This is a genomic window from Bradyrhizobium sp., from assembly GCF_049519115.1.
Taxonomy (GTDB): Bacteria; Pseudomonadota; Alphaproteobacteria; order Rhizobiales; family Xanthobacteraceae; genus Bradyrhizobium.
In genome coordinates, this window is the sequence record NZ_JBEKRB010000037.1 from 87,083 (window position 1) to 101,374 (window position 14,292).

The 14,292-nt window shown below is 61.5% G+C and carries 18 protein-coding genes and 1 pseudogene; 10 read left to right on the plus strand and 9 right to left on the minus strand.

The window, feature by feature from the left end; genetic code table 11:
• The first annotated feature begins 100 nt into the window (after nucleotides 1–100).
• Nucleotides 101–1,738, plus strand: a complete 1,638-nt coding sequence (locus ABSE61_RS24795; protein ID WP_423873778.1) for an MFS transporter — start codon at nucleotides 101–103, stop codon at nucleotides 1,736–1,738.
• Nucleotides 1,739–1,795: 57 nt separating this feature from the next.
• Here ABSE61_RS24795 and ABSE61_RS24800 read toward each other — a convergent pair whose 3' ends face one another.
• From ABSE61_RS24800 to ABSE61_RS24810, 3 genes are read right to left on the minus strand one after another with little or no spacing between them, the layout of a single operon-like run.
• A complete protein-coding gene (locus ABSE61_RS24800) occupies nucleotides 1,796–2,290 on the minus strand; it encodes a secondary thiamine-phosphate synthase enzyme YjbQ (protein ID WP_423873779.1) in 495 nt (164 codons plus the stop codon).
• Nucleotides 2,291–2,299: 9 nt separating this feature from the next.
• The gene (locus ABSE61_RS24805) at nucleotides 2,300–2,842 is read right to left on the minus strand and encodes a hypothetical protein (protein WP_423873780.1); all 543 of its coding nucleotides are present in this window, start codon (nucleotides 2,840–2,842) and stop codon (nucleotides 2,300–2,302) included.
• 59 nt (nucleotides 2,843–2,901) lie between these two features.
• Entirely contained in the window at nucleotides 2,902–3,525 is a 624-nt protein-coding gene (locus ABSE61_RS24810; RefSeq protein ID WP_423873781.1) for a 2-hydroxychromene-2-carboxylate isomerase, read from the minus strand.
• 329 nt (nucleotides 3,526–3,854) lie between these two features.
• Between ABSE61_RS24810 and ABSE61_RS24815 the strand changes: the two genes are divergently transcribed.
• The 5 genes from ABSE61_RS24815 to ABSE61_RS24835 all read left to right on the plus strand — a co-directional run bounded on the left by ABSE61_RS24815 (nucleotide 3,855) and on the right by ABSE61_RS24835 (nucleotide 6,419).
• Nucleotides 3,855–4,226: an AtpZ/AtpI family protein gene (locus ABSE61_RS24815; protein WP_423873782.1), complete on the plus strand. Its 372-nt coding sequence runs from the start codon at nucleotides 3,855–3,857 to the stop codon at nucleotides 4,224–4,226.
• Between the two features lie 65 nt (nucleotides 4,227–4,291).
• Entirely contained in the window at nucleotides 4,292–5,035 is a 744-nt protein-coding gene (locus ABSE61_RS24820; RefSeq protein ID WP_423873795.1) for a F0F1 ATP synthase subunit A, read from the plus strand.
• A gap of 39 nt (nucleotides 5,036–5,074) precedes the next feature.
• Entirely contained in the window at nucleotides 5,075–5,302 is a 228-nt protein-coding gene (locus tag ABSE61_RS24825) for a F0F1 ATP synthase subunit C (protein WP_009796340.1), read from the plus strand.
• Nucleotides 5,303–5,370: 68 nt separating this feature from the next.
• Complete coding sequence (locus tag ABSE61_RS24830; protein WP_423873783.1) at nucleotides 5,371–5,928, plus strand: F0F1 ATP synthase subunit B family protein; 558 nt, start codon at nucleotides 5,371–5,373, stop codon at nucleotides 5,926–5,928.
• Nucleotides 5,929–5,933: 5 nt separating this feature from the next.
• The gene (locus ABSE61_RS24835; protein WP_423873784.1) at nucleotides 5,934–6,419 is read left to right on the plus strand and encodes a F0F1 ATP synthase subunit B family protein; all 486 of its coding nucleotides are present in this window, start codon (nucleotides 5,934–5,936) and stop codon (nucleotides 6,417–6,419) included.
• An 82-nt stretch (nucleotides 6,420–6,501) separates the two neighbouring features.
• Here ABSE61_RS24835 and ABSE61_RS24840 read toward each other — a convergent pair whose 3' ends face one another.
• The 4 genes from ABSE61_RS24840 to thrC form a co-directional block, all read right to left on the minus strand.
• Nucleotides 6,502–7,179, minus strand: a complete 678-nt coding sequence (locus tag ABSE61_RS24840) for a hypothetical protein (protein WP_423873785.1) — start codon at nucleotides 7,177–7,179, stop codon at nucleotides 6,502–6,504.
• A gap of 141 nt (nucleotides 7,180–7,320) precedes the next feature.
• Nucleotides 7,321–7,908 carry a GNAT family N-acetyltransferase gene (locus tag ABSE61_RS24845; RefSeq protein WP_423873786.1) on the minus strand — a complete coding sequence of 196 codons (588 nt, stop codon included), beginning with the start codon at nucleotides 7,906–7,908 and terminating at the stop codon, nucleotides 7,321–7,323.
• 63 nt (nucleotides 7,909–7,971) lie between these two features.
• A complete protein-coding gene (locus ABSE61_RS24850; protein ID WP_423873787.1) occupies nucleotides 7,972–9,261 on the minus strand; it encodes a M16 family metallopeptidase in 1,290 nt (429 codons plus the stop codon).
• Nucleotides 9,258–10,676, minus strand: coding sequence for a threonine synthase (gene thrC / locus ABSE61_RS24855; protein ID WP_423873788.1), 1,419 nt, complete (start codon nucleotides 10,674–10,676; stop codon nucleotides 9,258–9,260). The genes ABSE61_RS24850 and thrC overlap by 4 nt, the downstream gene beginning before the upstream one ends.
• A gap of 483 nt (nucleotides 10,677–11,159) precedes the next feature.
• On the opposite strand from thrC, the pseudogene ABSE61_RS24860 reads away from it, so the two are divergent.
• From ABSE61_RS24860 to ABSE61_RS24875, 4 genes and pseudogenes are all read left to right on the plus strand, one after another.
• Nucleotides 11,160–11,461: pseudogene (locus ABSE61_RS24860) on the plus strand (autoinducer binding domain-containing protein); the annotation flags it as partial.
• Nucleotides 11,462–11,473: 12 nt separating this feature from the next.
• Nucleotides 11,474–11,755, plus strand: coding sequence for a LuxR C-terminal-related transcriptional regulator (locus ABSE61_RS24865; RefSeq protein WP_423873796.1), 282 nt, complete (start codon nucleotides 11,474–11,476; stop codon nucleotides 11,753–11,755).
• 246 nt (nucleotides 11,756–12,001) lie between these two features.
• Nucleotides 12,002–12,649, plus strand: a complete 648-nt coding sequence (locus tag ABSE61_RS24870) for an acyl-homoserine-lactone synthase (protein ID WP_423873789.1) — start codon at nucleotides 12,002–12,004, stop codon at nucleotides 12,647–12,649.
• 120 nt (nucleotides 12,650–12,769) lie between these two features.
• Nucleotides 12,770–12,919, plus strand: a complete 150-nt coding sequence (locus ABSE61_RS24875; RefSeq protein ID WP_423873790.1) for a hypothetical protein — start codon at nucleotides 12,770–12,772, stop codon at nucleotides 12,917–12,919.
• A gap of 30 nt (nucleotides 12,920–12,949) precedes the next feature.
• On the opposite strand, the gene ABSE61_RS24880 is transcribed toward ABSE61_RS24875, so the two are convergent.
• Both ABSE61_RS24880 and ABSE61_RS24885 read right to left on the minus strand, forming a co-directional pair.
• Entirely contained in the window at nucleotides 12,950–13,723 is a 774-nt protein-coding gene (locus ABSE61_RS24880) for an SURF1 family protein (protein ID WP_423873791.1), read from the minus strand.
• The gene (locus ABSE61_RS24885; protein WP_423873792.1) at nucleotides 13,720–14,109 is read right to left on the minus strand and encodes a DUF983 domain-containing protein; all 390 of its coding nucleotides are present in this window, start codon (nucleotides 14,107–14,109) and stop codon (nucleotides 13,720–13,722) included. Before ABSE61_RS24885 ends, ABSE61_RS24880 begins: the two co-directional genes overlap by 4 nt.
• Nucleotides 14,110–14,292: the final 183 nt, after the last annotated feature.

Below are 14,292 nucleotides of genomic sequence, written 5' to 3' on the forward strand. Positions count from 1 at the left end.
GCGCGGTTTCACGACGATGTTACCGTCCGCGTAACCTCGTGGCCTGGTTCGGCCGGCGCATGAGGACGAGCCAGCAACATGATTTCGGGGAGTGCGAACAATGGCAATGGCAGCAACAGCGGGTGGTGACGAGGTCCGCAGCGGTGGAATGACCGCCGAAGAGCGAAAGGTCATTTTCGCCTCGTCGTTGGGTACCGTGTTCGAGTGGTACGACTTCTACATCTACGGAACGCTCGGCGCCTTCCTCGCCAAGTACTTCTTCTCAAACGTACCGCCGAATGTCGGCTTCATCTTCGCGCTGCTCGCCTTTGCGGCCGGCTTTGCGGTGCGGCCGTTTGGCGCGCTGATCTTCGGCCGTCTGGGCGACATGATCGGCCGCAAATATACCTTCCTGATCACGATGACCCTGATGGGCGTCGGCACCTTCTTCATCGGCCTGTTGCCGGGCTACGACAGCTGGGGCATCGCCGCGCCGGTGGTGCTGATCGTGCTGCGGCTGATCCAGGGCCTGGCGCTCGGCGGCGAATATGGCGGCGCGGCGATCTATGTGGCCGAGCACGCCCCACGCAACAAGCGCGGCTATTACACCTCCTGGATTCAGACCACCGCGACACTCGGTCTATTCCTCGCGTTGCTGCTCATCCTCGGCATTCGCAACTGGATGGGTGAAGAATCGTTCGGCAGCTGGGGCTGGCGTATTCCGTTTCTTCTCTCCGGTATCCTGCTCGCCGTATCGATCTGGATTCGACTGAGTCTGAACGAGTCGCCAATCTTCAAAAAGATGAAAGAGGAAGGCAAAACCTCGAAGCGGCCACTGAGCGAAGCCTTCGCAGAATGGGGCAACGCCAAGATTGCCATTGTCGCGCTGTTCGGCGCCACCGCCGGCGAAGCCGTGGTGTGGTACGGCGGACAGTTCTATGCGCTGTTCTTCCTGACCCAGACCCTCAAGGTACCCGGCGCCACCGCGCAGATCCTGATCGTGATTGCGCTCGCGCTCGGCACGCCGGGCTTCATCCTGTTCGGCTGGCTATCCGACAAGATCGGCCGCAAGCCGATTATTCTCGCGGGCTTCCTGCTCGCGGCGCTGACGTATTTCCCGATCTTCAAGGGCATTACGCACTTCGCCAACCCAAAGCTTGAGGCGGCGCTTAGCTCCGCACCGGTCACTGTGACCGCGGACCCCTCGGAATGCTCGTTCCAGTTCAAGGCCACGGGCACCGAGAAATTCACCACGAGCTGCGATATAGCGAAGTCGGGACTGGTCAATCTGTCGGTGAATTACCAGACTCAGGACGCGCCGAAGGGCACGCCAGCGCAGGTGAAGATCGGCGAGCAGACCTTGAACGCGAGCTCGCCGGATTTCGCCAAGGCGTTGCCTGCCGCCATCAAGGCCCATGGTTATCCGGCCGCCGCCGATCCGGCCGAGATAAATTGGGTGATGACGACGGTCATGCTGTGGCTGCTTGTGATCTATGTGACGCTGGTCTATGCGCCGATCGCGGCATGGCTGGTGGAGCTGTTCCCAAGTCGTATCCGCTATAGCGGCATGTCGCTGCCTTACCATATCGGCAATGGCTGGTTCGGCGGCTTCCTGCCGGCGACGGTGTTCGCCATCGTGGCCTATACCGGAAACATCTATTCCGGCTTGTGGTATCCGGTCGGCATCGCTTTGATGAGCCTGGTCGTTGGCTTCCTGTTCCTGCCCGAAACCAAGGACGTCGACATCAGGACCAACTGATCAAGCCTCTACAACGAGCCTCAAGCAAACCGGCCGCGAAGCAATCCGCGGCCGGTTTTATTTTGCGCTCGATGATGTTGAGTTCGCCGTCCCGACGAATTGCACGACGATCTCGCGGGCATGCGGCCGTCGTCGATGCTCGATCAGATAGATCGCCTGCCACGTCCCCAGCATCAGCCTGCCCTTGAGAAGCGGGATTTGCAGCGAGGTTGCCGTCAGCATGGTCTTGATATGGGCCGGCATGTCGTCGGGGCCTTCGGCGTCGTGGCGCCATCCCGCATTTTCCGGCGCCAGACGATCGAGCGCCGTGGTCAAATCGGCCAGCACCGTGGGATCGGCATTCTCCTGAATCGTGAGCGAGGCCGAGGTGTGGCGAACGAACAACGTCACCTGGCCTTCGACCGCGCCCGCTTCCTTAAGGAATTGCGCGACCTCACTCGTAAGATCGAGAAAGCCGCGGTCCGACGTCTGGACGTCAAGCACGGACGTTACGATCGAACCGGCGGAAACCACCGAGGGCGCGCTGCGGGAGATGAGTGGGGATGCTGCCATGAGCGGTTTTCAGATCTTGCCGCTGACGTCTTTCTGCATCCGGTTGGCCATCTCGACCAGCCGCCGCCAGGCTTGTTCGAGGAATGACATCACCCGGTCCATGTCGCGGTCGCTCGGCAACGGGATTTCGATCTTGCGTTCGCCTTCGGCAGCTTTGGGTTCGGCCTTTTTCAGCGAGTCCGATTTGGGCAGCGCTTCTCTGGGCAGCGCCTCGGCTGTCTTGTCTTCTGCTGGCGGGCGCGAGGCCAGTTCGGCTGTCAGCCTTTCCACTTCCGCCTTGGACTTTTCATTCTCGGCCTGCAAACGGCCGATTTCCGCGTCATACGCTGCGCGCTCATCCGGGACGGCATAGCAGGCCCAGCCGGCGCCGCCATTGCTGCAGCTCGAGACCGCGCCGGTGCGGGTATCCAGCCTGATCACGCCATCGGGGATCGGCGACAGCGCATAACGGCCGTTTTCGTTGTCGGGCGTCGATTGCGCCACAGCGCCGCATGTTCCGGCCAGCGCCGACATGAGGACAACGGCTGACGTCAGGTTTGTCGCTCTGGTCATGGGCTGCTCCGCCTCAAAGCCTGTCCGAGTTTTGCCAGCTGCCGATCCGCGCCTCCCCCTCAAACCTGCGAACGATAGGGCGCACGACCCGACTTCAATGCGTCCGCCAGCAATTCGATCCGATCCTGACCCCAGAATACTTCGCCGTCCAGTACATAGGCCGGAGATCCGAACACATCGACCGACAATGCATCCTGCCGATTCTGTTCGTATTTCTGGCTGATCTCGTCGGTGGCGGACCGCTCCACCAGCGCTTGGCCCGGAAGGCCGCTTGCGTCGGCCAATCGAACCAGCGTCGCGGCATCCGCCAGATCGAGCTGGTCTTCCCAAACGCCTGCAAAGGCCCGGCGCAGGAACGGATCGGGATCATGGTCCGCCTCGATCGCCGCAATCACAAGACCGTCGGCCAGCCGCGCATTCAAGGGCACATGCTTCGGCTGGAAATGAAAATTCAGCCCCCGCTTGTCGCGCCAGCGCTGCAATTCGAGCATGCGGTAACGCTGTCGCACCGGGTGACGCTTGACGAGCGGCAGGCCTCCGGTTTCAGAGAACAGATCGACCAGCACGACCGGCTTGTGGTTGACCTTGAGGTCGTGGGCCGCGACGACTTCCCGGAATAACTTGTGCCCGATATAGGCCCAGGGAGAGGAAAGCGAAAAGTAGTAGTCGATCTGACGCGGCATGAGGTCTCCCAAGGGGCAGCTTTCGGAATTGGCTATGGACCGATCATCCCAACACGCCCCCGGTAGCGAATGTCAAATCCACTCCGCAAGCCGGTGCAAAAAGGCTTCCAGCGCGGATTTTTTCGTGATCCGGCTGCGATCTATTGCAGTGCGGCGACCATGCGATTCGGGCATCCCGGGATAAGACGAATATGTAAATAAGATCAAATAGATAAATAGATGTGACGCAATCTTGACTTGATTTAACACGGTCAGTATGGTCCGCGCGGCTTTTGAGGGGTGACGGGCGTCGCTTTCATTCTCCGCAATCGTTTCGGGTCTTAGCAAAAATGGCGCAAGGCACGAACGACCGCGAAGATGAAAGGAAATCGTCCTCCGACGAGGCCGCGCTTTCCGCAAGGCTCGGAAGTCTGGAGCACCGGTTGTCCGAAGTTCGGGGCAGCCGAAACATCAGAACTGACCAATCCGAAGCAGGAAGTGGAAACGGCAGTGCCCGCGCTTCGGCGATGGCACTCGGTTTCCGCCTCTCATCGGAGTTGGTCGCCGGCGTTCTCGTCGGAGCACTGATGGGCTGGGGTTTCGACCGTCTGCTTTCGACGTCACCTTTCGGGCTCATCGTGTTCGTGCTGCTCGGCTTCACGGCCGGCGTTCTGAACGTGATCCGCTCCGCAGGTGTTGCCCGGGGCAAGACTGGCCGTTAAGGAAGTGCCGGACGACGTGACTTGAAATGCCGGCGTGGCCGGCAACAGCTAGAGATGCCGCGCGGATGGTCGATCCGATCGAACAATTCCACATCGAGAAGCTCTTCACGATTGGCCATATCGGCAATCAGGAGATCGCTTTCACCAATTCCTCCGCCTACATGCTCGGAGCGGTGGCGCTGATTTCGCTGCTGATGCTCGGATCGGGCCGCCGCCTGGTGCCGGGACGCATCCAGTCGGTCGCCGAAATCGCTTACGAATTCGTCGCCAACACCATTCGCTCGACGGCCGGCAAGGAAGGAATGAAGTTCTTTCCGCTGATCTTTTCGCTCTTCATGCTGATCGCAGTCTCCAACATCGTCGGCGTCATTCCCTACAATTTCACGATCGCAAGCCACATCATCGTCACGGCGGCGCTGGCGTTTCTGGTGTTCTTCACCGTGCTGATCTACGGCTTCTACAAGAACGGCCTGAAATTCCTCAAGCTGTTCGTGCCGTCGGGCATCCCGATCTTCATCCTGCCGCTGGTTGTTTTCATCGAGATCTTCTCGTTCTTCCTGCGACCGATCTCGCATTCGGTGCGTCTGTTTGCCAACATGCTGGCGGGCCACATTGCGCTCGCGGTGTTCGCAAGCTTCATTCCGCTGCTGGCGGGGCTGGGCATTGTCGGTTACTTCGGCGCCATTCTGCCGCTTGGCATGGTCATCGCGCTCACCGCGCTTGAGCTTCTGGTGGCCTTCCTTCAAGCCTACGTCTTCACCATCCTCACCTGCATCTACATCAACGATGCTATCCATCCGGGCCACTGATCGGCCCCTCTAGCCAAACCTCAAGAAGGAGTTCGTTTCATGGATCCGATTGCCGCGAAGTACATTGGTGCTGGTATTGCCTGCATCGGCATGGGTGGCGCCGGCGCCGGCGTGGGCATCATCTTCGGCAACTACCTTGCCGCTGCGGTGCGCAACCCGTCGGCCGCTCAGGGCCAGTTCGGCAACCTGATTTTCGGCTTCGCAGTGACCGAAGCGCTCGGCATCTTCTCGCTGCTGATCGCGCTGCTCTTGCTGTTCGCGCTCTGATCCATCGCCGATCCCGCCTCGCTTGAGAGGCGGGAATCGAAACTCGGTTAGCCGAACAGGAGAAGCCCATGGCTGAGAGTCATGGCGAGCCGAAGGGCGCCACCGCTCATACCGAGGCCGACGGCGGCCACAAGGCGCCGTTCCCGCCGTTCCAGAAAGACACCTTCGCCTCGCAGCTGGTGTCACTGGTGATTGCGTTCGCCGCGCTGTATCTGATCGTCTCAAAAATTGCGCTGCCGCGCGTCGGCGGCGTGATCGACGAGCGCCAAAACACGATCGACGGCGATCTGGCGGCCGCCCAGAAGCTGAAGGACGAATCGGACGGTGCGCTCAAGACCTATGAGAGCGAACTGGCCGCCGCGCGTTCCCGTGCCCAGGCGATCGGAGCCGAGACCCGTGAAAAGCTGAACGCAACCGCGGAAGCCGAGCGCAAGACGCTGGAAGAGCGGCTGGCGGTCAAACTGGCCGATGCCGAGAAAACCATCGCGGCCACGCGAGAAGCAGCGATGAGTAATGTGCGGGGCATCGCAACTGATGCGGCCGCCGCGATCGTGCAGCGGCTGACCGGATTAGCGCCGGACGGCGCGTCGGTCGGACAGGCCGTTGACGCGACCTTGAAAGGGTAAGCTCGATGTTCGCCGAACCGGAATTCTGGGTCGCCGTTGGCTTCGTCATCTTGATGGGGGTATTCGCCTATGTCGGTGTTCACCGCACGGTACTGACGGCGCTCGATCATCGCAGCGAACGCATCAAGTCCGAGCTCGACGATGCCCGCCGCCTCAAGCAGGAGGCCGCCAACCTGCTTGAAGAATACAAGGCCAAGCGCGCCAGCGCCGAGCGCGAAGCCCAGGACATCATCGCCGCGGCGAAGGTCGATGCCGAGCGCATCGCTGCCGAAGCCAAGGGCAAGATGGAAGACTTTGTCGCCCGGCGCACCAAAACCGCCGAGAGCAAGATCGCGCTCGCCGAAGCTCAGGCGGTTGCCGATGTCCGTGCCGCCGCAGCCAACGCCGCGGTGACCGCGGCCTCCGCCATCCTGTCGCAGACGGTGAAGGGACAGGTCGCCGACGATCTGCTGGCCAAGGGCATCACCGAAGTTCGCGAAAAGCTGAACTGACCGATCCAATTCACGGAAAGACAAAAGCCGGCGCGAGTTCATCGCGCCGGCTTTTCGATTGCCGAAAATTTTCGATCCGTTGCTATTTCCGGCGCGACGGTTTGGCCGGGGGCGTAACCGCCTGCGGATCGAAACCCACATAGAGAACGAAGGACTCGCTCGTCAGCTGCGCGGGCATGTTGAAAAGCAGGTCTTCACCGACCACGCTGAACGCGCCGCCGGCCTCGGTCATCGATACCGTGGTCCGGTATACCTTGGTGGTAAGCACGCGCTCGTTGACGCCCGCCTGCACCACCGCGACACGAACCGGGATTTCGACGGCCTCGGGCGCACCAGCAGGACCGGCAATGACGCGGCCCTGGATGCCGATCCGCGCGGCAATCTGGCCATTGGGCGTGCGGCGGCAATCGCGTGCAGTCCGTGTGATGGTCGCCTGATAGTTCAACTCGCTCGCCACGGGCTGTTTGCCGGGCGGCGCTACCCCGTAGGTGGACGCGCCGGCGCGGATTTTCACCACCGGACAATCGACCTCGGTGCCGTCGGGCGCCGTTTCAGAGACCTTGCCGCGGCCGCCGAACAGCTGATCGAACCGCTCGCTGATCGTGGGAATTTCTTCCTCGGCAGGCGGCGCCGTGCTGAAGGGATTGTTGATGGTGGCCCCGCTGCATGACGTAAGCAATACGGCCGCAAGCGTCATCGCGATGCGCTTGTGGCCCCCGTTGCCGGCCACTCTCGCCTGCCCGATCCGTCTGTGCCGCATTACCGGAAAATCCCCGACCTAAATTGCCGCCGAACAGCCTTTCGACGGCGCATGTGCCGGTGCTTATAGCAGCGCAATGGAGGCAAACCCAAGGCGTCTGTCATAATCTGGAAACAAGGTTATTTGCCTGCAACAAGGTAATTAGCCGCGGAAATCTTCGTGAAGCAGGCCAAACAACAGATGGTCCTGCCAGACGCCGTTGATGCACAAATAACGCCGCGCAAGACCCTCGCGGGTAAAACCGCACTTCTCCAGCACCCTGATCGACGGCGCGTTGGTAGGGATACAGGCGGCCTCGATGCGGTGCAAATTGAGCTCGCCGAACAGCGACGGCAGCAGCACGCGCAACGCCGTCGTCATGTAACCGCGATGCGCATGGGGCTGGCCGACCCAATAACCGATCGTGCCGGCCTGAACGATGCCGCGGCGGACATTCGCCAATGTGATACCGCCGATCATGACGCCATCGGTCTCGCGGAACACGATGAAAGGATACGACCGGTCGGCGGCGATATCTTCGGCATAGCGGCGCAAGCGCCGGCGGAAGCCGGACCGGGTCAAGTCGTCTGATGGCCAGATCGGTTCCCAGGGCGTGAGATAACCGCGGCTGACTTCCCGCAAATGCGCCCATTGCAGAAAATCCGACATCTGCGGCGCCCGCAGCAACAGGCCGTGGCCGCGCGGGACCAGCGCCGCCGGACCGCTTGATGGCAACCGAAACAGGGCCATGAATGAAACTCCCCCGATGCCTCACACAGGATCAGGCATGATCCCGTTATTATGCAACGGCCGTCAGTGAAGGCGCTCCTTAGCCTTCGATTTGGTCAATCCTTCCGCAAAAGCGACCGCGGTGTCTAGCCCCCTCCCGCTGCCAAGCGCAACGACCGCGGGGCGGCTGCGGGACAATAGTGCACGCGCCGCGTTTTGCGTGGTCTCGACACTGACGGCATCGATCCTCGTCACCAGTTCTTCAACCGTCAGCGGCCGTCCATAGGCCAGGATATGACGTGCCAGTTGCTCCGCGCGCGAGCTGCAGCTTTCCAGCGCCATCAACAGACCGGCCTTCATCTGCGCCTTGGCGCGCGCAATCTCGGCTTCTGTCAACGTCTCGACGGCATCGTTGATGACGTCGACGATGACTTCCATCATCTCCGGGGCATCGCCCGGATCGGTGCCGGTGTAGAGGCCGAAAAATCCGGTATCGATATAGGGGGCGTGGAAAGAGTAGATCGAATAACAGAGGCCGCGTTTCTCGCGCACTTCCTGAAACAGGCGCGATGACATGCCGCCGCCGAGAATGTTGGTGAATACCTGAAGCGAAAACAGCGACAGGTCGGTTTGCGGAACCCCTTCGAGCGCCAGTGTCAGATGCGCCTGTTCAAGCTCGCGGTGCACCACGCGCGAGCCTCCCTTGCCGAACATCGCCGGCTCGGGTTTTGGCGCCGGCGTACCGTCGAAGCCTGCAAAACGCTGCGCCACGTCTTCGACCACCCGCTTGTGATCGACGGCGCCAGCGGCTGCGACCACCATATCGGGGCCACGATAATGGGTCGAAAGATAACCGCGTAGCATGTCGCGGTCGAAGGCCTTCAGCGTCTTCGCCGTTCCGAGCAGCGAGCGTCCCATCGGCTGATCCGGGTAGCACAGCTCGTTGAGGTGTTCGAACACGACATCGTCGGGCGTATCCTGCGCGGCGCCGATTTCCTGCACTATGACGCTCTTTTCCCGCTCGAGTTCATCGGGCACGAAAGAGGGATTGGTGAGAATGTCCGACAGCACATCGAGCGCCAGCGGAACGTCGGCCTTCATGACACGGGCATAATAGGCGGTGGTTTCCGTCGACGTACCGGCGTTGAGATCGCCGCCGACCGCTTCGATTTCCTCGACGATCTCGCGCGACGTGCGCCGCGTCGTCCCCTTGAACGCCATATGTTCGAGCAGATGCGATATGCCGTGCTCGTTGGGCTTCTCGTCGCGACCGCCGACGCCCGCCCAAATCCCGAGCGCGGCGGTCTGCAGATGCGGCATGGTATCGGTGATGACGGTGAGGCCAGACGGCAGCTTGGTGACTTCAACGCTCATCCCGCAGTTCCTTCCTTCGCGGCCCGGCTAACCGAGCGGATAAATCGCGCAACTTCGACCGTGTCGTTTTTCATCACCCCAACGCGCTCGGGCCTGGTCATCAAACCTTCAAGCCATGACGGCAGTTCTGGCCGTACACCGCAGGCCGCCTCCACTGCATCGGGAAACTTGGCGGCATGCGCGGTCGACAATACGATATTGGGCACTTTCGAATCCGGACTGTCGCGGTCAGCTACGGCCAGGGCCACAGCCGTGTGCGGATCGACCAGATCACCCGCTTCGCGCCAGGCGGCGCGAATGACGGCGCTGGTCTCGGTTTCGTCGGCGCGGCCGGCGTCGAATTCAGCGCGCACCGCGGCCAGAACCGAATCCGGCAGGACGAAGCGGCCCGACTGCTTGAGCGAGGCCATCAGTCCGCGCACGAGCGCCGCATCGCGGTTGCTTGCTTCGAACAGCAGGCGCTCGAAATTCGACGACACCTGGATATCCATCGATGGTGAGGTCGAAGCGTGGACTTCGCGGGTTTCGTAGATACCGGTCTTCAGGGTGCGCGGCAGGATGTCGTTGACGTTGGAGGCGATGCGCAACCATCTGATCGGCAGCCCCATGCGCTTGGCCACGAAGCCGGCGAAGATGTCGCCGAAGTTGCCCGTCGGCACGGTGAAGTCGACGCTGCGCGCCGGTGCCCCGAGGGCGACGGCGGACGTGAAGTAATACACCACCTGCGCCACGATGCGCGCCCAGTTGATGGAATTGACCCCAGACAAGGCAACCGCATCGCGAAACGCGTGATCGTTGAACAGCTCCTTCACGATCGCCTGGCAGTCGTCGAAGGTACCTTCGACGGCCAGCGCGTGAACGTTGCCGGCGCCGGTCGTGGTCATCATCCGCCGTTGCACCTCCGAGATGCGGCCATGCGGAAACAGCACGATGAGGTCGACATTATCCAGACCGGCAAAGGCATCAACCGCGGCACCGCCGGTGTCTCCGGATGTTGCCACCACGATCGTCGTGCGCTGCGCCCGTTTCGCCAGCACGTGATCCATCAGCCGCGAAAGCAACTGCATCGCGACGTCCTTGAACGCCAGCGTCGGGCCGTGAAAAAGTTCCAGCAGGAACTGACTGGGCCCGGTCTGATCGAGCGGTACCACCGCGGGGTGACGAAACGTCGCGTAGGCCTCGTTGGCCATGCGCCCGAGATCGGCGTCGGAAATCTCGTTGGCGACAAAGGGACGAATCACGTCGACCGCGACCTCCCAATAAGGTCGCCCGAAAAATCCGGCGATGGTTTGGGCTGAGAGTTGCGGCCAGACGTCAGGCACGTAGAGGCCGCCGTCGCGGGCGAGCCCGGCCAGCATCACGTCGCAAAAACCCAGAGCGGGGGCCTCTCCCCGCGTCGAAATGTACTTCGTCAAACCACCCTCCAAAGGCCCGACATCCGGTCAAGCCTTTGACATTTATATGTAAAATCACTCTGCCGGAGGCAAAGCGGCGCCACCATAGGCGTTTTGACAGGAACTGGAAACCGCTTCTTATTTGGCGTTCCACCAAACGAGACTTGAAAGCCTGGCAGGGCGGAGAATGTGGACTCGCTCGCGCGCGCCCTGCCCCAGACCGATCAGGATGCCAACCCTCGCCACCTGTCGCTGGCGGTACGCGCCCCACATGGACCGGGTGACCGCAAACGACGCGATAAGCGGAAGTTGATCCGTAATTGACGGAAGCACAGAGGGGTTGCAATCTCTGGGAGGGACCGAGGGGACATGATGCCTGACGCAGCCCGGCAATGGGGGAGGCGGGCACTCGACTTTGTCGACGCGGTCGAGCGCCTCAACGCGCCGGGTCTCGTCAAACTGTTTGAATCCGAAATCAAGGCGTGCGGATTTCACGCCTATATCATGGCCGGCCTGCCGGCGCCGGGAACCGCGCTTCCCGAGCTGACGCTCGCCAATGGCTGGCCGGCGGAATGGTTCGAGCTCTACACACGCGAAAACTTCAGCGTTCTGGATCCGGTCCCGCGCTACGCGCTTCCACGGTCCAACCGTTCGGATGGTCTGAAGCACGTTATGACAAGGACGAAGACCCCGCCGCGCATCTGGTGATGACCCGCGCCACCGAGTTCCGGCTGAGGGACGGCCATTGTATTCCGCTGCACTACGATGAGGGCGGCGCCGTGGTCAGCCTCGCCACCGAACACCTGCACCTCGACCCGGTGGCAAAGAGCGCGCTTCAACTGATCGGGGTCTACGCCCACAATCGCATTCGATCGCTGGCCCGGGCACAACCGGAAAAGCGCGATTTGCTGACCACGCGCGAGCGGGAAGTTCTGCGCTGGGTTGCCGGCGGCAAGACCTCATGGGAGATCTCGATCATCTTGAAGATCTCCGAGCGCACCGTGAAGTTCCATCAAGTCGAAGCTTCACGCAAACTGAACGCCGTCAACCGAACCTCGGCGGTTGCCAAGGCGCTGGCCCGCGGGCTGATCAAGCTCTAGTGCGGCAAATTTGAATTCCTTAAGGATCGCTGCGACTTCGTCATAGGAACTTCAAATTCAAAGCCGTTCTGAAAACCTATATTTGGCATTGCTTCTTTGATGCCGAAGTTCGCACCAGGGGTTGCCGCAACAGCTTGCGAACTTCGGAATCGGAGCACTGACCTGTCCTTTCGGACAGTAGGCGGTTGACGTGCGAAAAAACATTCTCCCGACACGCGCAAATCGCGCGCCGCTCGGGAGAGTCCAATGGACGTCCATGTCATCCGTCGCGACAACCGGCATTTGTACTCGGAAATCCTCGAAGACTATTTTCGTCTTCGCCACCAGATCTATGTCGTCGAGCGCTTTCTCGATCGCCCCGACAAACGCGAAATAGACCAGTTCGACACCGACGAAACGGTCTACCTGCTAGGCCTGGAAGGCCGCTCCATCGTCGCGGGCATGCGCCTGGTGCCGACGACGGGACCGACGCTGCTCAGCGATTTGTTTCCGAAGCTGTCGCTGGATGGTCCCATCCGGCGCTCCGACGTCTACGAATTGTCACGGATTTTTGTCGTACCCAACCGGCGCGGCGAACATGCCGGGCCGCGTACCGAGGCCGTGATCCAGGCCGCCGCCATAGAATACGGGCTTTCGATGGGACTGTCGGCCTTCACGATCGTGCTTGAAAGCTGGTGGCTACCGCGCCTGCTCGATCAGGGCTGGGTCGCACGCCCGCTCGGCCTTCCTCTCGATATCGAATCGATGTCGACGGTTGCCGTGATGGTCGACGTCAACGAGCAGGCCTGGACGGAAATCTGCACCCGCCGGTCTGTACCGGGGCCGATGCTGGTCTGGCAGGGCCTTTCCGCCGTCGAGCACCCGGCGATCCGCGATCTGGTCCCGGCCGCATGACCCGACGTTTTTATGTTCGTGATCATTAGACGACTTTGGAACACGATTTGAGGCGCCGCACTGGCGCGAGGCGTGCAGAAAGCAATGGGGATTCTTATGTTCCGAGAGAAAAAGACGAGAGTGCTGGTTGAAAAAATCGATGACGCGATCGAACAGGCCGAGGACCTCGGTCTGGCTTTCGTCGCCGGCATCCTGATGATGGCGCGGCTCGAGGCGGTTCAAAGTGAACAACTGGCGGTCATCGGTCGCGAGAACAAGCAATTGTCCTGACGGCCTCGTCAGCCGAACGCAACGAGCAAACTATCCTGGCCCGGCGCGGGGACGTTTGCCGCGCCACCAGACGAAAAAGGCAATCACAACCGCGCCCGCCAGAGCGAACCATGTGATGGCATATTGCAGGTGGTCGTCCTTGAGATGCACCTGCAGCGGAGCGGGTTTCGGAATGCCGCCCGCCGGCAGCGGCTGTTCGAGGTCGATGTAGAATGGCGCAACCGTTTTGCCGCCATTGCTCCATCCGAGCGCTTGCGCCATCGCTGGAAGATCGCGCGCAAACCACAGCCGCTTCTCGACGTTGGCAGACGGCGTAAGAATGCCGGCGCTTTCCGGAAAGCGGATATAGCCGACGAGATCGGTGGCTTCACCGGCGCCAAGGTGCGCGACCGCGCGATCCTGCTGCGCTCGGTCCTGCATCGTATTCTGCACGAAGCCGGCATTGACCACGACAATCTCGCCGCCTGAAAGCCGCGCCGGGATAAAAGCCCAGGTGCCGGGTCCGGAAACATCGTCGCGAACGGCCGAGCCGGAGCTGTAGACCATGGCGTCGGACCCGGCGTCAAACGCCGCCCTGAAATGGACGCGGCGGAATTCATCTCTCCCGGCGTTAAGCGAGCTCCAGGTTGCCACAGGCGGCAGTGGCACTGGCGTGGCCGCGAGCCGCTCGGTCAGCGCCGCAATCAGCGCATGCTTTTCGATCCGGCGCTGGAGCTGCCAGACGCCGAGGCCGATGAAGGCGGCGACCATGACAAGCGTAAAGAGGCTAAAGCCGAGGCGCGGCCGTCCTGCGGTCGCGCTCATTTTGGTTCGCGATCGATCAAACGGCCCGGCGCTGCCTTGTGATGGAACTGCAGCGCAATCAGAAGCGCCTTCATCGAACGCAACGGCAATAGCGTGGTGACCAGAATCAGCGGCAGCCAGAGCACCGCATGCAGCCAGAACGGCGGCTGATACTTCACTTCCACAATCAGCGCGCAGGTCACGACGATCGCGCCCGCCAGCATGATGATGAAGATCGCGGGACCATCGCCGGTATCGATGAACGTATAGTCCAATCCGCAGGCTTGGCAGCGCGGCGCCAGCGTCAGAAAGCCTGAGAACAATTTCCCGCGGCCACAGCGCGGACACCGACAGGCGAGCCCGCGTAGCGCGCTCTGCAAGACAGTGGTTTTGACGGGTTCACTCATGGATCAGCCGTTTAGCACAACAGCGGGCTGCGGCGTGTACCGATTCCACGGCGTTGCTTTCAATCGGCATAGGGGGCGACCTTTTGGGTCGCTCCCCTGCCACACCACCCGGCATGCGGGTCCGCACCGGGCGGTTCGAGAGGTTGAGGTCATGAGAGACGGGGCAAGCCCAGCCGATCGAAC

Excerpts from the sequence above, each read along its gene's own strand:
- ABSE61_RS24795 (WP_423873778.1), top strand. The coding sequence starts at position 101 with ATGGCAATGGCAGCAACAGCGGGTGGTGACGAGGTCCGCAGCGGTGGA.
- ABSE61_RS24800 (WP_423873779.1), bottom strand. The coding sequence starts at position 2,290 with ATGGCAGCATCCCCACTCATCTCCCGCAGCGCGCCCTCGGTGGTTTCC.
- ABSE61_RS24805 (WP_423873780.1), bottom strand. The coding sequence starts at position 2,842 with ATGACCAGAGCGACAAACCTGACGTCAGCCGTTGTCCTCATGTCGGCG.
- ABSE61_RS24810 (WP_423873781.1), bottom strand. The coding sequence starts at position 3,525 with ATGCCGCGTCAGATCGACTACTACTTTTCGCTTTCCTCTCCCTGGGCC.
- ABSE61_RS24815 (WP_423873782.1), top strand. The coding sequence starts at position 3,855 with ATGGCGCAAGGCACGAACGACCGCGAAGATGAAAGGAAATCGTCCTCC.
- ABSE61_RS24820 (WP_423873795.1), top strand. The coding sequence starts at position 4,292 with ATGGTCGATCCGATCGAACAATTCCACATCGAGAAGCTCTTCACGATT.
- ABSE61_RS24825 (WP_009796340.1), top strand. The coding sequence starts at position 5,075 with ATGGATCCGATTGCCGCGAAGTACATTGGTGCTGGTATTGCCTGCATC.
- ABSE61_RS24830 (WP_423873783.1), top strand. The coding sequence starts at position 5,371 with ATGGCTGAGAGTCATGGCGAGCCGAAGGGCGCCACCGCTCATACCGAG.
- ABSE61_RS24835 (WP_423873784.1), top strand. The coding sequence starts at position 5,934 with ATGTTCGCCGAACCGGAATTCTGGGTCGCCGTTGGCTTCGTCATCTTG.
- ABSE61_RS24840 (WP_423873785.1), bottom strand. The coding sequence starts at position 7,179 with ATGCGGCACAGACGGATCGGGCAGGCGAGAGTGGCCGGCAACGGGGGC.
- ABSE61_RS24845 (WP_423873786.1), bottom strand. The coding sequence starts at position 7,908 with ATGGCCCTGTTTCGGTTGCCATCAAGCGGTCCGGCGGCGCTGGTCCCG.
- ABSE61_RS24850 (WP_423873787.1), bottom strand. The coding sequence starts at position 9,261 with ATGAGCGTTGAAGTCACCAAGCTGCCGTCTGGCCTCACCGTCATCACC.
- ABSE61_RS24870 (WP_423873789.1), top strand. The coding sequence starts at position 12,002 with ATGGACGTCCATGTCATCCGTCGCGACAACCGGCATTTGTACTCGGAA.
- ABSE61_RS24880 (WP_423873791.1), bottom strand. The coding sequence starts at position 13,723 with ATGAGCGCGACCGCAGGACGGCCGCGCCTCGGCTTTAGCCTCTTTACG.
- ABSE61_RS24885 (WP_423873792.1), bottom strand. The coding sequence starts at position 14,109 with ATGAGTGAACCCGTCAAAACCACTGTCTTGCAGAGCGCGCTACGCGGG.